This is a genomic window from uncultured Intestinibacter sp. (assembly GCF_902468165.1).
In the GTDB taxonomy this organism is placed as follows: domain Bacteria; phylum Bacillota; class Clostridia; order Peptostreptococcales; family Peptostreptococcaceae; genus Intestinibacter.
In genome coordinates, this window is the sequence record NZ_CABQXJ010000015.1 from 25,373 (window position 1) to 44,374 (window position 19,002).

Here is a 19,002-nt window from a genome sequence, read left to right on the forward strand (position 1 = left end):
CTTTTCATGATAAAGTTTATTAATATAAAACTCTTTTATCGTCTATTCTTTTTGTTATTCTATTTCTATCGAAATGTTCTAGTATAGCTATTGATGTTTTTCTATTTGAATTTGTAATATCCCTAAATTGAGCTACTGTTATTTGATTATTTTGTTTCAGATAGTTTATCAACTCATTTTTCATATTTTCATATATATCTTTATCAACATAGTATGTATCGTCTAGTTTCTGAATTGTATCGCCTATTAATGCTTCCAAAACTTCTTCATAAAACTTATTTTTATTACATATTTCATCTTTTGTAACTAAACAGCTTAGTTTATTTTTTCTAGTTATATTTTCAATTTCTTTCTTTATGGATAATTGTTTTTGATTAAATACAACTTCAAATTCATAATTTGAAACTAAGTTGTCCCTTACTTTTATCTGTTTATCTTCAGCCATTTTATTTAAGATGATGTCCATATCTTTTACTTTAAGTTTACTATCAACCCTAGACCTAAGTTCTTCCTTCAAAATTCCCTTTCTAAGTCTATACTGTTTATGATACTTATTTAAAATATCCATCGTCTTATCTTTAAGTTTATTATAATGACTTATATGTAGATAATATTTATTTACGGGTATTACTTTATTTTCTTTTATTAAAACATCAAGCCCCTCTTTAACATATTCTTCTTTATCTCCAGTATAGCTAATTAAATCTTTTAATGTAATATAGTTTGATAAATTTAATTTTAGATATTCTTCTATTATGTCTTTTAGCTCGCCTTTTTCTTTTATTTTTAATGTTTCAATAACACTTTCGTCATATATCTTATGTTTTTTGGGTGCTGTATCAATAATTATACCTCCACCAATCGTATCCATCGGTGAATAAGATCTAATTATAAATCTATCAACTTTCTTAGCTACTATTTTTTCTTCTAATCTTAGCTGGGCATATCCACTTTCTCCATAAGGTATTTCATCTTCATTTAATGGAACAATTCTGCATAATATTTGTTTTGTACCATGGAATACTCTTATTCTATCCCAATGTTTTAAACTCTTTTTGCAATGTTCAACTAATGATATATTTACATCTATCATCATAGATTCTTCAACAGAACCAGTCTCAGCAATTACATCTCCTCTTTGAATTTCACTAACTTTTATATTAGATAAATTTATTGCTGTTCTTTGTCCTGCATATGCAGTTTTAACATCACAACCATGTACTTGTAAATTTCTTACCTTTACCTTTTTTTCACTAGGATATATCGTCATCTCATCATCAATAGATATTTTTCCTTCGATTAAAGTTCCTGTTACAATTGTTCCGAAACCTTTTAATGAAAATACCCTATCTATACTCATTCTTGCTGGTGCATCAATTTTCTTTTCTTCTATATCTTCACTAATTTCATCAATTTTTTTGACTAATTCTTCTAATCCTCTTCCTGATACTGAATCAACTTCTACAATCGGTGCATTTTCTATAAATAAACCCTTTGTCTTTTCTTTGACTTCATCTTTTACTAAAGAGATAAAATCTTCATCTACTAAATCGCATTTAGTCAAAACTATTATTCCTTTTTTTACACCTAAGTAGTTTAAGATATCTAGATGTTCAACAGTTTGAGGCATTACTCCTTCGTCAGCAGCCACTACAAGCAAAACTATATCTATTCCACATGCACCTGCCAACATATTTTTTATAAATTTTTCATGACCAGGCACATCTACTATTCCGACTCTTTTTTTGCTCGGCAAATCAAAGTATGTAAATCCTAAATTGATAGATATTCCCCTTTGCTTTTCTTCTTTTAAATTATCTGTCTCTCTACCTGTTAAAGCTTTTATTAATGTTGTTTTTCCGTGATCTATATGTCCTGCTGTTCCCAAAATTACATTCTTCATATCAAGAATATCCCCCTAAGCTATTAGTTAAAAATATCTTTTAATTCTTTTATTATAAAATCAAATTCATCTTTTTCTATCGTTCTAACATCTAAGATATATTTATCTTCGTTTATTCTTCCAATTATATGAGACTCACTATTTCTAAGTCTCTTTTCAAGATAAGATACACTAAATTTATTCGGCTTTATTGTTATGACATATGTATCTAATCTTTCTAGTGGCATGGAACCACCTCCAACTTGAGATATCCCTTTTTCTTTTTCAACTTCTGCATCTATATTCAAATCTATTATTTTACTTAAAAGTATCGTCGCTTTTATTTCTAGTTCTTCTATGCTATAAGTTATCATCCTCAATGTCGGTATACTTTTTATTGCATCTTCTTCATCTAAATATATTCTCAATGTAGCTTCTAAAGCTGCTATTGTCATTTTATCTACTCGAAGCGCTCTTGTTAATTGATTCTTTTTCATTTTTTCTATATATTTTTTCTTCCCAACTATAATTCCAGCCTGTGGTCCGCCTAGCATTTTGTCTCCACTAAATGTAACTACATCTGCACCCTTTTTTATAGAATCTATTACAGTAGGTTCATATGATAACCCATATTTAGATAAATCGATAAATACTCCACTTCCTAAATCTTCAATAATCGGTATATCTTTAAACTCTTCTTGTCTTTTTAATTCATCTATCTCAACAGATTCAGTAAATCCTAAAATACGATAATTGCTAGTATGTACCTTCATTATCGCCTTCGTATTTTCACTTATGGCATCTTTATAATCTTGTATATGAGTTTTATTAGTTGAGCCGACCTCAACTAATCTCCCACTACCAATTTCCATTATGCTTGAAATTCTAAAACTGCCTCCAACTTCAACAAGTTCACCTCGTGAAACAACTACTTCGCCGTCCTTTGCCATTGTATTTAAAACTAATAATACTGCCGCTGCATTATTATTTACAATTAATACGTCTTCTGCCCCAGTTAATTGTTTTATTATATCGACTAGATGGTCATACCTAGAGCCTCTTTTCCCTTTTGACAAGTTGTATTCTAAATTTGAATATCCAAAACCAATTTGAATTAACTCTTCTTTTACTTTTGGGCTTAATTTAGAACGACCTAGGTTAGTATGTATAACTATACCCGTTCCATTTATAACCCTCTTAATAGATAATTGGAATTTATTTTTTGTAGAATTGATTATATCATCAACTAAAGTTTCTTCCTTTATATCAAATAAACTTAAACTATCTTCATCTAAATTTATAATTTCTTTTCTCTTTAATTCAATTATTTCTCTTATCGATTCTAATACTAATTGTCTCGGATAATTATTTAATAAATCTTCTATTTTATAATTTGACAGCACTTTGTCAACTGAAGGCAATTTTGATAAAATCTTCCCCTTATTCAAGCCAATCCCCCCTGTAGTTATATTCTTTTTTCATATAATAATTATAGCTTATTTTACATAATAATACTTAATTCCACACATTTTATTACATTTTATGGAAATAAAGTTGAAATTTAAATTATAACTTGTTATTATTAAATAGTGATATAACTATCACAATAAAATATATCTTGGGGGAGGATGAGTTCTGGTGTTCTCTCTAGTCTTCAAAACTAGTACGAGGGGTTAGGAGCCTCTTAGGTGGGTTCGATTCCCACCCTTTCCCGCCATTATAAAGCAAAAAAGTATGCCATCTATACATATAAATGGCATACTTTTTTGTTTTATATATCTAAAATTTAATAACTATAAATTATCATATTTTAAATATAATTCAATTTTTTAGTTGTTATAACAACCGCAATTTTCAATGTAAAATAATATCATACAGTTATGGGATTATATTTAGGAAAGTATTTAATACAAGCCTGTATATTTTATCATCAACATAAATAACTCTATATTCGTCAAACCCTTTATTTTTATAAAGATTTGAAACCCATAATTAGGTCCAATATAACCCTGTATTTATATTGGACCCCTGTTCAAATAATTACATCTATTTTCTAGCACATTCGCTAGCCTCACCAGTTAATATATCTAATCCATGTTCAAGAGCTGGCATTAAACATTCCATACATTCTTTTACGGCTTTAGGACTTCCCGGCATATTTATAATTAATGTAGATTTTCTTATTACTGAAACTGCTCTACTAAGCATTGCTTTTTTAGTAAATTGCATGCTATAAGCTCTTATAGCTTCTGATATTCCTGGCACCAATTTTTCAGCTATTAATAGTGTAGCTTCTGGAGTGTTATCTCTTTTTGAAAATCCTGTTCCCCCTGTCGTAAGAATTAAGTCTACTTCGTTGTTATCGCATAAATTTTTCATCTCTTCTGCTAAAACTTCTTTGTCATCTGGAAGTACTCTGTAGAATTTAACTTCATATCCGAATTCTCCAACGATTTCTTTTATTTTAGCGCCACTTTCGTCTACTCTTTCCCCACGCGAACCTTTATCACTTGCAGTTATAATTCCAACTCTATACATATTATCCACCTTCTATTCTACTATTTCTATTTGATCTCCTGGCTTAATTTTTCCACCTTCTAATACTCTTGCAAATATCCCATTTCTAGGCATGATACAGTCGCCCATCTTTTGGAATATTTCACATCCATGGTGACATTCTTTTCCGATTTGAGTTATTTCTAATAAAACATCATTACATCTAAACTTAGTTCCTACTGGTATTGTTTTTAAGTCCCAACCTTCAACCAATAAATTTTCTCCGAAAGCACCTGGTTTGACACCTGCTCCTCTAGCATTAAATTCTTCTACTTTTTCAAATGAAAGTAAACTAACTTGTCTATGCCATTTTCCAGCATGTGCATCACCTTTTAGTCCAAATTCAACTATAAATTCCCCTTCGTCTATTGGATGTTTTTGAGTTCCTTTTTTTTCACTTATACATACATTTACGATTCTTCCCATTGCCAATCTCTCCTTAATTTTTATCCAAATTTTTAATTATTTAAATATCTATCCGCCTATTTGAACCATATTTTTAACTTCGATATCTTTTTCTCCGTTAGTATGTCCAAACTTATGGCTTAATGGTTTATTCCATATAGTATCATGAATTAATACTTTTAAATCTTCATCACTTATTCCACTTCTTATAGGCGCTTTTAAATCAATTCCTTTATTGTAATGAAGACATAATTTTAAAAATCCATTAGATGTAAGTCTTATTCTATTGCATGATTCACAAAACTCATGACTTATAGCACTGATAAAACCTATACATCCTTTCATATCTTTATTTTTATAATATTTAGCTGGACCATTTCCTCTCTTTTCAGTTACTGGTTCAAATGTTCCAAAATTACTTTCTAAAATTGAAAGTATTTCATCATTGTCTATTTGAGTATATTTTTTCCCAAATCCAATCGGCATCAATTCTATGAATCTAACATCGATTTCTCTATCTTTTGCAAAATTTGCGATATCAGCAAGTTCATTTATATTAAAATCTCTAATTGCTAGACAATTTATCTTAACTCGAATACCTAAATTATATGCTTTATCTATAGCCATGAGTACTTTTTCAAGCCCATCTCTTCTAGTAATTTGTTTAAAGTTATCTTCTTTCAAAGTATCTAAACTTATATTAATTGCATCAATTCCAGCATCATATAAATCATCCAACATATCGTAAAGCAGTATTCCATTAGTAGTCAAAGTTACTTGCTCTATTTTATCTAGATTTTTTATATCTCTAATTAAATTTACAATATCTTTTCTGACTAAAGGTTCTCCACCTGTTATTTTAATTTTTTTAATTCCTAATTGTGATACAGTTTCACAAATTCTTAAAATTTCTTCATAAGTAAGAATTTCTTCATGTGGGATGCTCTCTAAACCTTCTTCTGGCATACAGTAAACGCATCTTAAATTACATCTATCTATTACAGATATTCTAAGATAATCAATCTTTCTATTTAATTTATCTAACATATTTCATTCCCACTTTCAGGTATATTATTATGTAAATTTTTCTCTTGGTTTATGTAACTATTTTTATTCATTAAAGTAAAAATCTCCGCTCTTTCCACCAGATTTTTTTACTAAATGCACATCTGAAATAACCATTCCTTTATCAATAGCTTTACACATATCATAAATAGTTAAAAGTGCAACATTTACACCTGTAAGAGCTTCCATTTCTACCCCTGTTTTCCCACTTAATTTCACAAGACATGTAGCACTTATACTTTTTTCTTCTTCATTAAATTCAAAGTCTACTTTTGCCTTTGTTAACATTAATGGATGACACATTGGTATTAGTTCTGATGTTTTTTTAGTCGCCATAATTCCAGCCACTCTAGCAACTGCAAGGACATCTCCTTTTGCCATATTTCCATTTATAATTCTTTCATATGTTTCATCACATACAAATATTTTTCCTGTTGCTATAGCTTCTCTTTCTGTTACATTTTTATCTGTAACATCTACCATAACTGCATTTCCATGTTGATCAAAGTGATTTAATTTTTCTGCCATCTTATACTCCCTTTCCAAATCCACAGTTAGGGAATGTGCATATATCACAACTTAAGCATAATCCACCTAATCCTAATCCAGCTAAATCGTCGCTTGTAACCATATCATCAGCCATAAGTCTTGGTAAAACTAAGTCAAATACTGTTCTTTTAGAATACATTACACATCCTGGTAATCCTACGATTGGAATTTCTTTTTCATCTTTTTTATAATAAGCAAGTAACATCATTGCTCCTGGAAGTACTGGAGCTCCATAAGAAACTATTCTCGCTCCTGTGCTTTTTATTGCTCCTGGTGTCTTATCATCAGGATCTACACTCATACCTCCTGTGCATAATACCATATCTGCACCTTGCTCTATGAATGATTCTGTTGCTTTCGCTATTTTTTCCATGTCATCATTTACGATTGTTTGACCGATTACCTCTGCCTCAAATTCTTTAACTTTTTCAGCTACTACTGGTCCAAAAGTATCTTTTATTCTTCCATAAAAAACTTCATTTCCTGTTGTAACTATACCTACTTTTTTCTTTTTAAACGGCATTAATGATAATATTGGTGAGTTTCCTGCAACTTCTTTCGCTTTTTCCATCTTCTCTTGTTCTATTAGAAGTGGTATTATTCTTGTTCCTGCAAGTTTATCACCTTTTTTAACAGTAGTATTTGTGTGTCGAGTTGCTATCATCATCTCTCCCAAACTATTTACTGCCCTTAAACTTTCTACATTGATTTTTAAAAGTCCATCTATTTCTGCTATTATTTCTATTTTTCCTTCTTTTACTTCTGATTGGCTCATATTTTCATTTATACATATATCTCTTAAATATTCAGCCGCCTCATTTTCGTGAAGTATACCTTCTTTCTTTTCCCATATATATAGATTATCTTTTCCTAATGATAGTAAAACAGGAATGTCCTCTTCTGTTACTATATGTCCTTTTCTAAAAGCTGTACCTTTTTTTACATCCTTTATAATTTGAGTTATATCGTGGCAAAGAACATGCCCTACCGCGTCTTGAGTCTTAACACATTTCATAAAATCATCTCCTATTTCACTTCAATATACTGAATTATTTTTTCAACAATCTCTTCTATATTATTTAAATTAATTATTGGTTTATCTATATCTAAATTTTTTATATTATTTTCAACGTTTATATCTGATGCAATTGCAATTAAATTCTCTTTATTACAGACAGATTCATATGAATTATTATTTCTTATTATCTCTATCTTTGGATAAGTAGATTTTTTAAATCCTTCTAAAAATATTATATCTGCCTCTGGAAATAAATCTATCAATTCTTGTTCGTTAGTTTCTTTTTGTTCCTTAACTACTAAAAACTTATTTCTTGAAAAGACAGCTGTTCCATATGCACCAGCTTGTTTATGTTTGTAAGAATCAGTCCCTTCTATATCCGCATTAAAATCATGACCATCATGTTTTATTGTAGCTACATTATATCCCAAACTATTAAACTTTTGTATTAATTTTGTTATTAATGTAGTTTTTCCCGAATTCTTAACCCCACATATTGCAATAATCACTTGCTGTTTTAACTTATTTCTTTTTGTCATATACTTAAAAAATTCTCCTATTGGATTTATAAAAGTACAACTTGTACCTTTTCTCCTTTATCTAATTTAGGTGTGCCTGGTTTTATATCTATCAAGCAATTACATCCTATCATTGAACCAAGCATTCCTGATGAATGTCCTCCTTTTGGAAGATATACCTTTCCTTCATCATAAGTCGCCCTTATTAATCTTCTTCCTCTGCTTTCTTTTAAAAACTCATCTTGTAATACAGCTTCTTTTCTTACTTCTTTTAAATCTGGGTCTTGTCCCAACTTATATAATAGTTGTTTGCCCATAAGTTCAAATGTGGCTATTGCAGCAAATGGATTTCCAGATAAACATAGTAATGGCTTATTTTCATAAAGTACATATATAGCTGGTGTTCCTGGTTTCATGTTTACTCTCCAAAATACTCTTTTTGCATCTAATATTTTTATTACTTGATGCATAATATCTTTTTTTCCAACTGAAACTCCACCCGTAGTGAAAACTACATCTACATTTTTGATAATTTCTTTAATTTCATTTGCAATTAAATTTTCATCATCTCCCATTACTTCTGCAACAACAACTTCACATCCTAGTTCCTCTAATCTAGATGCTATCATTCTTCTATTACTATCATATATTTTCCCTTCTGTAAGAGGTTTTCCACCGCAAATAACTTCATCCCCAGTACTTATTAAAGCTACTTTTGGTCGTCTGATGACTTTAACTTTTTCATATCCCATAGATGCTATTATTCCTATATGTATATAACTTAATTTTTCTCCTAAGTTTATTAATTTACTGCCCTTTGTAATATCTTCACCTTCAAAACAATAATTTTGATGATGCTTTACTTCTTGATAAATTTCTACTATTTCCATTCCATAATCAGTAGATTCCTGCCTTATGACACAATCACATCCCTTTGGAATTTTTGCACCTGTCATTATTCTAATTGTTTCATTTTTACCTACTTCTTTATGAGTATATCCCCCGGCACAAATCTCATCTATAACTTTTAATTTTATAGGATTTTTTTTACTTGCACCTGTAATATCTTCTGAATTCAAGGCATAACCATCTAATGGAGAACGATCAAATGGAGGTTGATTAATTGGAGCAATTATATCTTCACCTATAATTCTCCCCCTAGCTTTCTCTATACTAACTTCTTCTATATCGTTTATACTTTTAACGGAATCACAAATTAACTCTATCGCTAATTCAAGTTCTATCCCTACCATATCATGTTTCCTCCCTAAAAAAAATTGCTATATAATCTATTAATTTGAAAATAGAAAATATAGCTAATAAAGGTATTACGCTACCTTTGATAGTTTCCCCTTCTCAAATAACGGATGGCTACAACGTTTCCATCATAACCTGAAGTAATTTTTAAATTACTTGGCTCAGTATCATAGTTTTCCCTTAGATACTTTTGCTCGGAGAATATTAAATTTTATTTTTTAATGAATCATATTCCTGTGGTGTATTTATATTACTTAATGTCTCTAATTCTATATCAGTATCTTCTATATTTATTTTGACAAAGTTACTCTTATCTATTAAATAGCTCAACTTATAATTTTTCTGCTTTATCATTTCTTCTATAATTGGAATTACTTTCTTAGAGTATATAGCACATAGTGGATATAGTCTTTCATCTTTATCACAAAAAACTGCTATATCTATATCTTTATTGATATTGTCACATAACTCTTTTATATTTTTCTTTGTAATAAAAGGCATATCACATGCTGTTATAAAGAGATATTCCTCTTTACAATTTAATAAAGATGAATATATACCTCCCAATGGTCCAATTTCTTTATAAATATCTTCTATTAATTTGAATCCCATTTTTTCGAATTCTTGTTTTTGATTCTTTGAAAATTTGTCATTTATAGATAAATATATGCTAGAAAAGTCATCTAAAGTTTCTTTGATTTTTTCTAGAAATGTCATATTGTTTAGTTTTAGAAGGCCTTTTACATTACCGTTCATTCTACTATTCTTTCCACCCATAAGAATTAGCGCCCCTATATCCAAAACTATCACCCCTATCTATTTGATACTTTAAATTAATTCTAGCATAACTAATGTATTTTTTCAGTATTAGAAAATCCTTATTTTGAAATTTATAATACTTATAAATACATATATATTGAAATAGCCAGAACCTATATTTAATCATATAGGTTCTGGCACCTATTTATATATATTCTGTTCTAATATTTATAAATTTTTCTAAAATCAACTATATTCTAGCTTTATGCTTTTTCAACTTTAACAGCACAAACTTTATATTCTGGTATTCTTGCATATTTATCAAGTGCTGCATTTGTTAACCAGTTTGCATTTCCATCTGGGAAGTGGAATGGCATCCAAGTTTCACCTGGAGATACTTTTGTTCCTACACGAGCAGTTGTTTCTATTTCCCCACGTCTTGAAGAAACTTTTACTCTATCTCCATCTTTAACTCCTATTTTTTCTGCATCTTCAATATTCATTTCTATAAATGACTTGCCTGCTATCTCCATTAATCCAGGAGTTCTACCAGTCATCGCTCTTGTAGTGTAATGATATAATATACGTCCTGTCATTAATATAGTTGGGTATTCATCATCTGGTAATTCTGCAGATGGAACATATTCAGCTGGATAGAACCAACCTAATCCTCTTGTAAATTTACCAACGTGCATTATTGGAGTTCCTGGATGATCTTTAGAAGTACATGGCCATTGAATTCCACCTTCTTTATCAAGTCTTTCGTGGCTTATACCAGCAAAACTTGGAGTTACTGATGCTATTTCATCCATTATTTCTGCTGAAGTTAAGCGTGGTTGAGGATATCCCATTCTATTCATTATATCTGTGAATATATCAGTATCTAATCTCATTTCACCGTCTAATTCTACAGCTTTACGTACTCTTTGAACACGTCTTTCTGTATTAGAGAATGTACCTTCTTTTTCAGCATAACTTACACCTGGTAATATAACATCTGCATATTGTGCAGTTTCAGTCATAAATAACTCATTCATTACAAAGAAGTCTAAGCTTTCTAATGCTTTTATAACGTGATGAGTATCTGGGTCAGTTACGACAGGGTCTTCACCAAATATATAAAGACCTTTTACTTCTCCTCTTATAGCAGCAGGGAATATGTCTGTTGCATGAGTTCCTGGGTTAGGATTTAATTTAGTTCCCCAAGCTTTTTCAAATTTAGCTAATACTTCAGGATTGGCAACTTTTTGGTATCCTGGGAAGTCTCCTGGTAAAGCTCCCATATCACAAGCACCTTGTACGTTGTTTTGTCCACGAAGAGGGTTAACTCCACAACCAGGTCTACCAAGTTTACCAACTAATAATGCCATATTTGACATTGACATAACACCTTCTGTACCAGTTGAATGTTCTGTAACTCCTAGACAATAGATTATTGGAGCCATGTCTGCTTTAGCATACATTATTGCTGCTTTTCTTAAATCGTCAGGATCTATATGACATATTTTTGCAACTTTTTCTGGAGTATAGTCTTTTACTATTTCTTTTATTTTTTCATAACCTTCAGTACGTTCATTTATGAAGTCCATATCTTGAAGGCCTTCTTCTATAATTACGTGCATTATACCATTAGCAAATGCTACGTTTGTACCTGGTCTTAATTTTAAATGTATATCAGCTTTTTTAGCTAAGTCTATATCACGAGGGTCAACTACTATAAGTTTGCATCCTCTTTGAACAGCTTGACGTATTTGCATACCTACAACTGGATGTGCTTCTTCTGGATTTGATCCAACTAACATTATAAGGTCTGGATTTTTAGTTATGTCTTCGATTGGGTTAGTCATAGCTCCTGAACCTAAAGTCATAGCTAAACCAGCAACTGATGCAGAGTGACAAACACGAGCACAGTTATCTACGTTATTTGTTCCGAATGCACAACGTACTAATTTTTGCATCATGTAGCAGTCTTCATTTGGTGAACGTGAGCAAGCAAATCCTGCTAATGCGTCAGAACCGTATTTTCTTTTTATTTCTAAGAATTTTGATGCTACTAAGTCTAATGCTTCATCCCAAGTAGCTCTTTCAAATTCTCCTGTTTCATGGTTTTTAATTAAAGGATATTTTATTCTATCTGGAGAATGAACAAAGTCAAAACATCCTGAACGTCCTTTTACACATAATAAACCTTTGTTTGATGCTCCATTTGCCGCTTCAACATCTACTACTTTATTATCTCTAACAACTAAGTAGTATTGGCATCCTGTTGCACAGTGTGGACAAGTTGTTAATACTTTTTTGTCTACTTGATATGGACGATATTCTGTTCTTCTCTTCATTGTAAGGGCACCTGTTGGACAAGCTTGAACACAGTTACCGCATGATTCACAGATAGTTTCTTTCCAAGGTATATTGAAAGGAGTTCCTATTACTGAATCAAAACCTCTTTCCATAGTGTCTATTGCCCCACGTCCTACTATTTTGTGACAAGTATTTACACATCTATGACATAAAATGCAAAGATTTGGATTATATGTGAAGAATGGATTACTATCATCTATAGGTAATTCAGTTTGCTCCCCTTTATAAGTTGTTGTTGATACGCCATATTCATAACATAAATCTTGGAATTTACAATCCCCATTAGCTCTACAAGAGAAACAATCTGTTTTATGGTTAGATAAAAGCATATCTAAAACATTTTTTCTTGCATTTCTTACTTTTTCACTGTTTGTAGTTACAACAAGTCCTTCGCCAACTTGTGCAGTACAAGCAGTCTCCATTTTTGTTCTTCCTCTGTTTTCGATTTCTACCATACACATTCTACAAGAACCGTCTGGTAGTAAATCCTCTATATAGCATAAAGTAGGTATTTTAATGCCAACAGATTCTGCGGCATGTAAAATAGATGTTCCCTTTTTAGCTTCTACGACTTTTCCATCTATAGTTAAACGTACCATCTTATTTCCCCCTTATTCATATAAAAACTCAAATTATATCTTTAGGAAAGTATCACAGTATCTTCTGTGATACTTTCTGCAATAATTTAATTTATATAAATCTCTAATCGAGTGCCTTCTATTTACATCAACTTTCTAATGTAATAAACTAATGTTTAAGGATACGTTATTTTATATCTATAACATACTTTATACTGAGTCAGCCTTTATGCTTTTGCAATTTTTATAGCACATACTTTATATTCTGGTGCTTTTGCAAATTTATCAAGAGCTGCATTTGTTAACCAGTTAGCATTTCCATCTGGGAAGTGGAATGGCATCCAAGTTTCGCCTGGAGATACTTTAGTTCCAACGACAGCTGTAGTTTGTATTTCACCACGTCTTGATGCTACTTTTACTTTGTCACCATCTTTAATTCCTAGAGCATCGGCATCTTTTATATTCATTTCTATAAATGATTTACCCGCTATTTCCATTAATTCTGGAGTTCTACCAGTCATCGCTCTAGTAGTATAGTGATATAATATACGACCAGTCATAAGAATATATGGGTACTCATCATCTGGCAATTCAGCAGATGGAACATATTCAGCTGGGTAGAAATATCCTAATCCTCTTGCAAATTTACCTACATGTAGTATAGGTGTTCCTGGATGATCTTTGCTTGGACATGGCCATTGTAAACTTCCAACTTCATCAAGTCTCTTATGGCTTATACCAGCAAAACTTGGAGTTAATGAAGCTACTTCATCCATTATTTCTGCAGAAGTTAAATGAGGTTGAGGATATCCCATTCTATTTAATAAATCTATAAATATGTCTGTATCTAATCTCATTTCGCCTTCTAATTGTACAGCTTTACGTACTCTTTGGACACGTCTTTCTGTATTTGAGAATGTTCCCTCTTTTTCAGCATAACTTACACCTGGTAATATAACATCAGCATATTGTGCTGTTTCAGTCATAAACAATTCGCTCATTACTAAGAAATCTAAACTTTCTAACGCTTTAATAATATGATTTGTATCTGCATCAGTTACGACTGGATCTTCACCAAAGATATATAAACCTTTTATATCACCTTTTATAGCAGCTGGAAATACTTCTGTTGCTTTTATTCCTGGGTTTGGATTTAATTTAACGCCCCATGCTTTTTCAAATTTAGCTAGTACTTCTGGATTATTAACTTTTTGGTATCCAGGGAAATCAGTAGGCATAGCACCCATATCACAAGCACCTTGTACGTTGTTTTGACCACGTATTGGGTTAACACCACAACCTTTTCTACCTAATTTTCCAACTAACATAGCCATATTTGACATTGACATAACACCCTCTGTACCAGTTGAATGTTCTGTAACACCTAAACAGTACATAATTGGTGCTTTGTCAGCTTTAGCATACATTATTGCTGCTTTTCTTAAATCATCAGGATCTATATTGCATATTTCAGCTACTCTCTCTGGAGTATAATCCTTAACTATTTCTTTTAGCTCTTCGTAACCTTCAGTACGAGAATTTATAAAATCTGAATCTTGAAGTCCTTCTTCTATGATTACATGCATTATACCATTAGCAAATGCAACGTTTGTTCCAGGTTTTAATTTTATATGCACATCAGCTTTTTTAGCCAAATCTATATCACGAGGGTCAACTACTATAAGTTTACATCCTCTTTGAACAGCTTGACGTATTTGCATACCTATAACTGGATGTGCTTCTTCTGGATTTGATCCAACTAACATAATTAAATCTGATTCTCCTGTTGTATCTGCTATTGTATTAGTCATGGCTCCTGAGCCTAGTGTCATCGCAAGACCTGCGACAGATGGAGAATGTCAGACACGAGCACAGTTGTCTACGTTGTTGTTACCAAATCCACAACGAACTAGCTTTTGCATCATATAAATATCTTCATTTGTTGAACGAGAACATGCAAAACCAGCCAACGCATCTGTTCCATAATTTTTCTTTATATCTAAGAATTTTGTTGCTACTAAGTCTAATGCTTCATCCCAAGTAGCTCTTTCAAATTCTCCTGTTTCTTTATTTTTAATTAAAGGATATTTTATTCTATCTCCTGAGTGAACAAAATCAAAACTTGCTGAACGACCTTTTACACATAATAAACCTTTATTTGATGCACCATTTGCACCTTCAACATCTACTATTCTATTATCTTTAACTAATAGATAATATTGACATCCTGTTGCACAGTGTGGACAAGTTGTTAATACTTTTTTATCTATTTGATATTTACGATAATTTTTTCTTCTCTTCATAGTAAGAGCGCCTGTTGGGCAAGCTTGAACGCAGTTACCACATGATTCACAATTAGTATCTGCCCAATCTATATGGAATGGAGTTCCGATTGCTGAATCAAATCCTCTTTCCATAGTATCGATTGCCCCACGTCCTACTACTTTATGACAAGTGTTTACACATCTATGACATAAAATACAAAGGTTTGGATTATATGTGAAAAATTTATTAGAGTCGTCTATTGGTAATTCAGTTTGTTCACCACTATAAGTAGTTCTTTCTATTCCATATTCAAAACATAATTCTTGAAGTTTACAATCTCCATTTGATGGACAAGAGAAACAGTCAGTTTTATGATTTGAAAGTAACATATCAAGAATATTCCTTCTTGCATTTCTTACTTTTTCACTGTTTGTAGTTACAACAAGTCCCTCAGAAACTTGTGCAGTACAAGCAGTTTCCATTTTTGTTCTACCCCTGCTTTCTATTTCTACCATACACATTCTACAAGAACCATCTGGTAATAAATCTTTTATATAGCAAAGCGTAGGTATTTTAATTCCAACGCTTTCAGCTGCATGTAATACACTTGTACCTTTCTCAGCTTCAACTTGGATTCCATCTATAGTTAACTTAACCATATTATTTCCTCCTTTAATTTTAAATTTATGTCTAATTCTTAATTGATAAATTTCGATTAAATTGATTCATCATATTATTCTCTATTAAATTAATGTTTTTTCATATTATTTTTATTTAGCGATTTTTAATTTTTATATTTTTTAATGTTATTTTTAATTTTTATATCTAATTTTTTTGTATCTTATTTTTATGCAATTTTATATTCAATCTTTTTATTCAGTATATATAGCGTCGAATTTACAACCTTCCATACAAGCTCCACATTTAATACATTTAGTTGTATCGATAACATGAGGTGCTTTCTTTTCACCAGTGATTGCACCAACTGGACAGTTTCTAGCACATTTAGTACAACCTTTACATTTATCTGGATCAATTTTGAAAGTTTTTAATGCAGAACATACATGAGCTCTACATTTACCATCAACTATATGTTCTTCATATTCGTGTCTAAATAATTCTAATGTACTTATAACTGGAAGTGGAGCACTCTTACCAAGACCACATAATGACATAGTTCTTACTGTTTTTGCAGTTTCTTCTAGTTTATCTAGATCTTCTAATGTACCTTTACCTTCAGTTATTTTATCTAACATTTCAAGCATTCTCTTAGTTCCTATACGACATGGAGTACATTTACCACATGATTCTCTTTGTGTGAAACTCATGAAGAAACGAGCAACGTCAACCATACAACTGTTTTCGTCCATTACTACAAGTCCACCAGAACCCATTATGGCATTCAGTTTTTTAACTGAGTCAAAGTCTAATGGTAAGTCTAAGTGTTTTTCAACTAAACATCCACCTGATGGTCCACCTATTTGGACAGCTTTGAATGGAACATTATCTTTAACACCGCCACCAATATCGTAAACTATTTCTCTTAGTGTAGTTCCCATTGGAACTTCTATTAATCCTGTATTATTAACACTACCTGTTAATGCAAACGCTTTCGTACCAGGACTGCCTTCTGTACCAAAACCTCTGTACCAATCAGAACCGTTTGTTATTATCATTGGAACGTTTGCATATGTTTCAACGTTGTTTAATACTGTTGGTCTTTCAAATAGACCTTTTTCAGCAGAACGAGGTGGTTTAACCCTTGGCATACCACGATTACCTTCTATAGAAGCTGTTAATGCACTACCTTCACCACAAACGAAAGCCCCTGCACCTCTATTTATGTGTAATCTGAAACTAAAATCAGTTCCTAATATATTATCTCCAAGTAGTCCACGTTCCTCAGCTTGAGCTATAGCTATTCTTAAACGTTCAACTGCTAATGGATATTCAGCACGGACATATATATATCCATTTTGAGCACCTACTAAGTAAGCACCTATCATCATACCTTCTATCATTTTGTGAGGGTCACCTTCCATGATACTTCTGTCCATGAATGCTCCTGGGTCACCTTCATCACCATTACATACTACATATCTCTCGGTTACTGGTTGTTTTGCAACCTCTGCCCATTTCTTACCTGTTGGGAAACCAGCACCCCCACGACCTCTAAGTCCAGATTTTAGTATTTCTTCTAATCCTTCTTCTTTAGTCATGTCGAATAATACTTTTTCTAAACCTTTGTAACCGCCAATTGCTATATATTCTTCTATGTGCTCTGCATCTATATGACCGCAGTTTTTAAGAACTATACGAGTTTGTTTTTCATAGAAAGGTATAGATTCTTGGCTTACATAAGATTTGCCGTTTTGTTTATATACTAATCTATCGATTACATTTCTCTTTAGAATTGTTTCATTATAAATTTCTTCACAATCTTCAAGTTGGACTTTTACATAAAGTATATTTAAAGGTTCTATTCTCATTAATGGCCCCATTTCACAGAAACCATGACATCCACTTTTTTTAACTTCTGGATGTGAAACATGACCTTCAAATTTTACTTCTACATTTTCATTATCTCCAACAAGTTCTTTCATTTTTTCATATATAAATTGTGAACCACCTGATATGCAACCAGTCCCTGCACAAATTAATATACGTATAGGAGTTGCGTCAATTTTTGCTTTCGCTTCTTTACGAATAGCTTGTAATTGTTCTCTTGTTTCTATCCTCATTATTCGCACTCTCCTTCCTTCAATTCATCTATTATTTCTACAGCTTTATCTGGATTCATTTTTGGATGGACTTTATCATTGATAGTCATAACTGGTGCAAGACCACAAGCTCCTAAACATGATACTATTTCTATAGTAAATAACATGTCATCAGTAGTTTGTTTGCCTTTTCCTAAACCTAAATGTTTTTCCAATGCTTCTCTTACTGGCACTGATTTACGTACGTGACATGCTGTACCATCACATACTTTGATAACATATTTTCCTTTTGGATCAAAAGAAAAGTTTTCGTAAAAAGTTGCAACACTATATGCCTTTGCTAGTGGTATGCCTAATTTGTCTGCAATATAAGAAAGTAATTCTCCTGGCAAATAACGATACTCAGCTTGCACATCTTGCATAACTGGAATTAAAGAACTGGCTGTTGCACCATGAAGTTCGATAATCTCATCTGTCTTTTCATAATAAGACTGCTCTAGCATATTTTTCCCCTCCCTATTTGTTAGAATATAAAATGTCCCCTATCTATAAATGTCTATTTATGTACCTTATCATAATTACTCCTTTATATTAGGTAACTACTATTTGTACATACTCCTGTTTATATCTTAGTTTAAAAATCTAATAGTTTTCTACAACAAAAAAGAACTTTATATAAAAATTATTTATTATATAAAGTTCTTTTTTGTTTTGTTATTTACTTTTAATATCTATTTTAATTTCGAGTTTTTTTTATGTTTTTTTGCACAATAATACAAATTTCTCTATCCTAAAGAAATTTTGTGGGTTAACTATATTTTTATGTATGGTTTACCTATTTTTATCGATTGTTTAATATATTTTGTATTTAATATACTAAAATCAACCCTTAGTAAACCATATTAAATTTGTTTATTTGAGCCATTTCTTTTGACGCATTTATATCAATATATTTAGTTATTTTTTTATCAATCTCTCGTGTATTTTTACTATATTTATATATTATAAACTTTTTCATATAATATCTGTTTGTATAACAACAAAACTATATTTTTTATATACATAAATA

General features: G+C 31.2%; 14 protein-coding genes, 1 tRNA gene and 1 riboswitch. Of the genes, 1 reads left to right on the plus strand and 14 read right to left on the minus strand.

Annotated elements, in window-relative coordinates; all coding sequences use genetic code 11:
* Nucleotides 1-19: 19 nt before the first annotated feature.
* Nucleotides 20-1,903 (minus strand): selenocysteine-specific translation elongation factor, encoded by a 1,884-nt coding sequence (gene selB, locus RDX53_RS04485; RefSeq protein ID WP_195929532.1) that lies wholly within the window; start codon nucleotides 1,901-1,903, stop codon nucleotides 20-22.
* A 23-nt stretch (nucleotides 1,904-1,926) separates the two neighbouring features.
* Entirely contained in the window at nucleotides 1,927-3,330 is a 1,404-nt protein-coding gene (gene selA, locus RDX53_RS04490; protein ID WP_195929531.1) for an L-seryl-tRNA(Sec) selenium transferase, read from the minus strand.
* A 172-nt stretch (nucleotides 3,331-3,502) separates the two neighbouring features.
* Between selA and RDX53_RS04495 the strand changes: the two genes are divergently transcribed.
* Nucleotides 3,503-3,599 (plus strand) — tRNA-Sec (locus RDX53_RS04495).
* 329 nt (nucleotides 3,600-3,928) lie between these two features.
* On the opposite strand, the gene RDX53_RS04500 is transcribed toward RDX53_RS04495, so the two are convergent.
* From RDX53_RS04500 to RDX53_RS04555, 12 genes are all read right to left on the minus strand, one after another.
* Entirely contained in the window at nucleotides 3,929-4,420 is a 492-nt protein-coding gene (locus RDX53_RS04500) for a molybdenum cofactor biosynthesis protein B (protein WP_195929530.1), read from the minus strand.
* A gap of 12 nt (nucleotides 4,421-4,432) precedes the next feature.
* The gene (locus RDX53_RS04505; protein WP_195929529.1) at nucleotides 4,433-4,864 is read right to left on the minus strand and encodes an MOSC domain-containing protein; all 432 of its coding nucleotides are present in this window, start codon (nucleotides 4,862-4,864) and stop codon (nucleotides 4,433-4,435) included.
* A gap of 48 nt (nucleotides 4,865-4,912) precedes the next feature.
* Nucleotides 4,913-5,890: a GTP 3',8-cyclase MoaA gene (gene moaA, locus RDX53_RS04510; protein WP_195929528.1), complete on the minus strand. Its 978-nt coding sequence runs from the start codon at nucleotides 5,888-5,890 to the stop codon at nucleotides 4,913-4,915.
* A gap of 63 nt (nucleotides 5,891-5,953) precedes the next feature.
* Complete coding sequence (gene moaC / locus RDX53_RS04515) at nucleotides 5,954-6,436, minus strand: cyclic pyranopterin monophosphate synthase MoaC (protein ID WP_195929527.1); 483 nt, start codon at nucleotides 6,434-6,436, stop codon at nucleotides 5,954-5,956.
* A gap of 1 nt (nucleotide 6,437) precedes the next feature.
* Nucleotides 6,438-7,472 carry a molybdopterin-binding protein gene (locus tag RDX53_RS04520; RefSeq protein WP_195929526.1) on the minus strand — a complete coding sequence of 345 codons (1,035 nt, stop codon included), beginning with the start codon at nucleotides 7,470-7,472 and terminating at the stop codon, nucleotides 6,438-6,440.
* An 11-nt stretch (nucleotides 7,473-7,483) separates the two neighbouring features.
* Nucleotides 7,484-8,014 carry a molybdopterin-guanine dinucleotide biosynthesis protein B gene (mobB, locus tag RDX53_RS04525; protein ID WP_195929525.1) on the minus strand — a complete coding sequence of 177 codons (531 nt, stop codon included), beginning with the start codon at nucleotides 8,012-8,014 and terminating at the stop codon, nucleotides 7,484-7,486.
* A gap of 26 nt (nucleotides 8,015-8,040) precedes the next feature.
* Nucleotides 8,041-9,246 (minus strand): gephyrin-like molybdotransferase Glp, encoded by a 1,206-nt coding sequence (gene glp / locus RDX53_RS04530; protein WP_195929524.1) that lies wholly within the window; start codon nucleotides 9,244-9,246, stop codon nucleotides 8,041-8,043.
* An 80-nt stretch (nucleotides 9,247-9,326) separates the two neighbouring features.
* A riboswitch (molybdenum cofactor riboswitch) is annotated at nucleotides 9,327-9,462 on the minus strand.
* Nucleotides 9,455-10,060, minus strand: coding sequence for a molybdenum cofactor guanylyltransferase (locus tag RDX53_RS04535; protein WP_295573582.1), 606 nt, complete (start codon nucleotides 10,058-10,060; stop codon nucleotides 9,455-9,457). Its footprint overlaps the riboswitch before it by 8 nt.
* A 212-nt stretch (nucleotides 10,061-10,272) precedes the next feature.
* Complete coding sequence (gene fdhF / locus RDX53_RS04540) at nucleotides 10,273-12,969, minus strand: formate dehydrogenase subunit alpha (protein WP_295778581.1); 2,697 nt, start codon at nucleotides 12,967-12,969, stop codon at nucleotides 10,273-10,275.
* Nucleotides 12,970-13,175: 206 nt separating this feature from the next.
* Nucleotides 13,176-15,872, minus strand: coding sequence for a formate dehydrogenase subunit alpha (gene fdhF, locus RDX53_RS04545; RefSeq protein ID WP_195929521.1), 2,697 nt, complete (start codon nucleotides 15,870-15,872; stop codon nucleotides 13,176-13,178).
* Nucleotides 15,873-16,085: 213 nt separating this feature from the next.
* On the minus strand, nucleotides 16,086-17,954 hold the full coding sequence (locus RDX53_RS04550; RefSeq protein WP_195931842.1) for an NADH-quinone oxidoreductase subunit NuoF: 1,869 nt from the start codon (nucleotides 17,952-17,954) through the stop codon (nucleotides 16,086-16,088).
* The gene (locus tag RDX53_RS04555) at nucleotides 17,954-18,436 is read right to left on the minus strand and encodes an NAD(P)H-dependent oxidoreductase subunit E (protein WP_195931843.1); all 483 of its coding nucleotides are present in this window, start codon (nucleotides 18,434-18,436) and stop codon (nucleotides 17,954-17,956) included. The genes RDX53_RS04550 and RDX53_RS04555 overlap by 1 nt, the downstream gene beginning before the upstream one ends.
* Nucleotides 18,437-19,002: the final 566 nt, after the last annotated feature.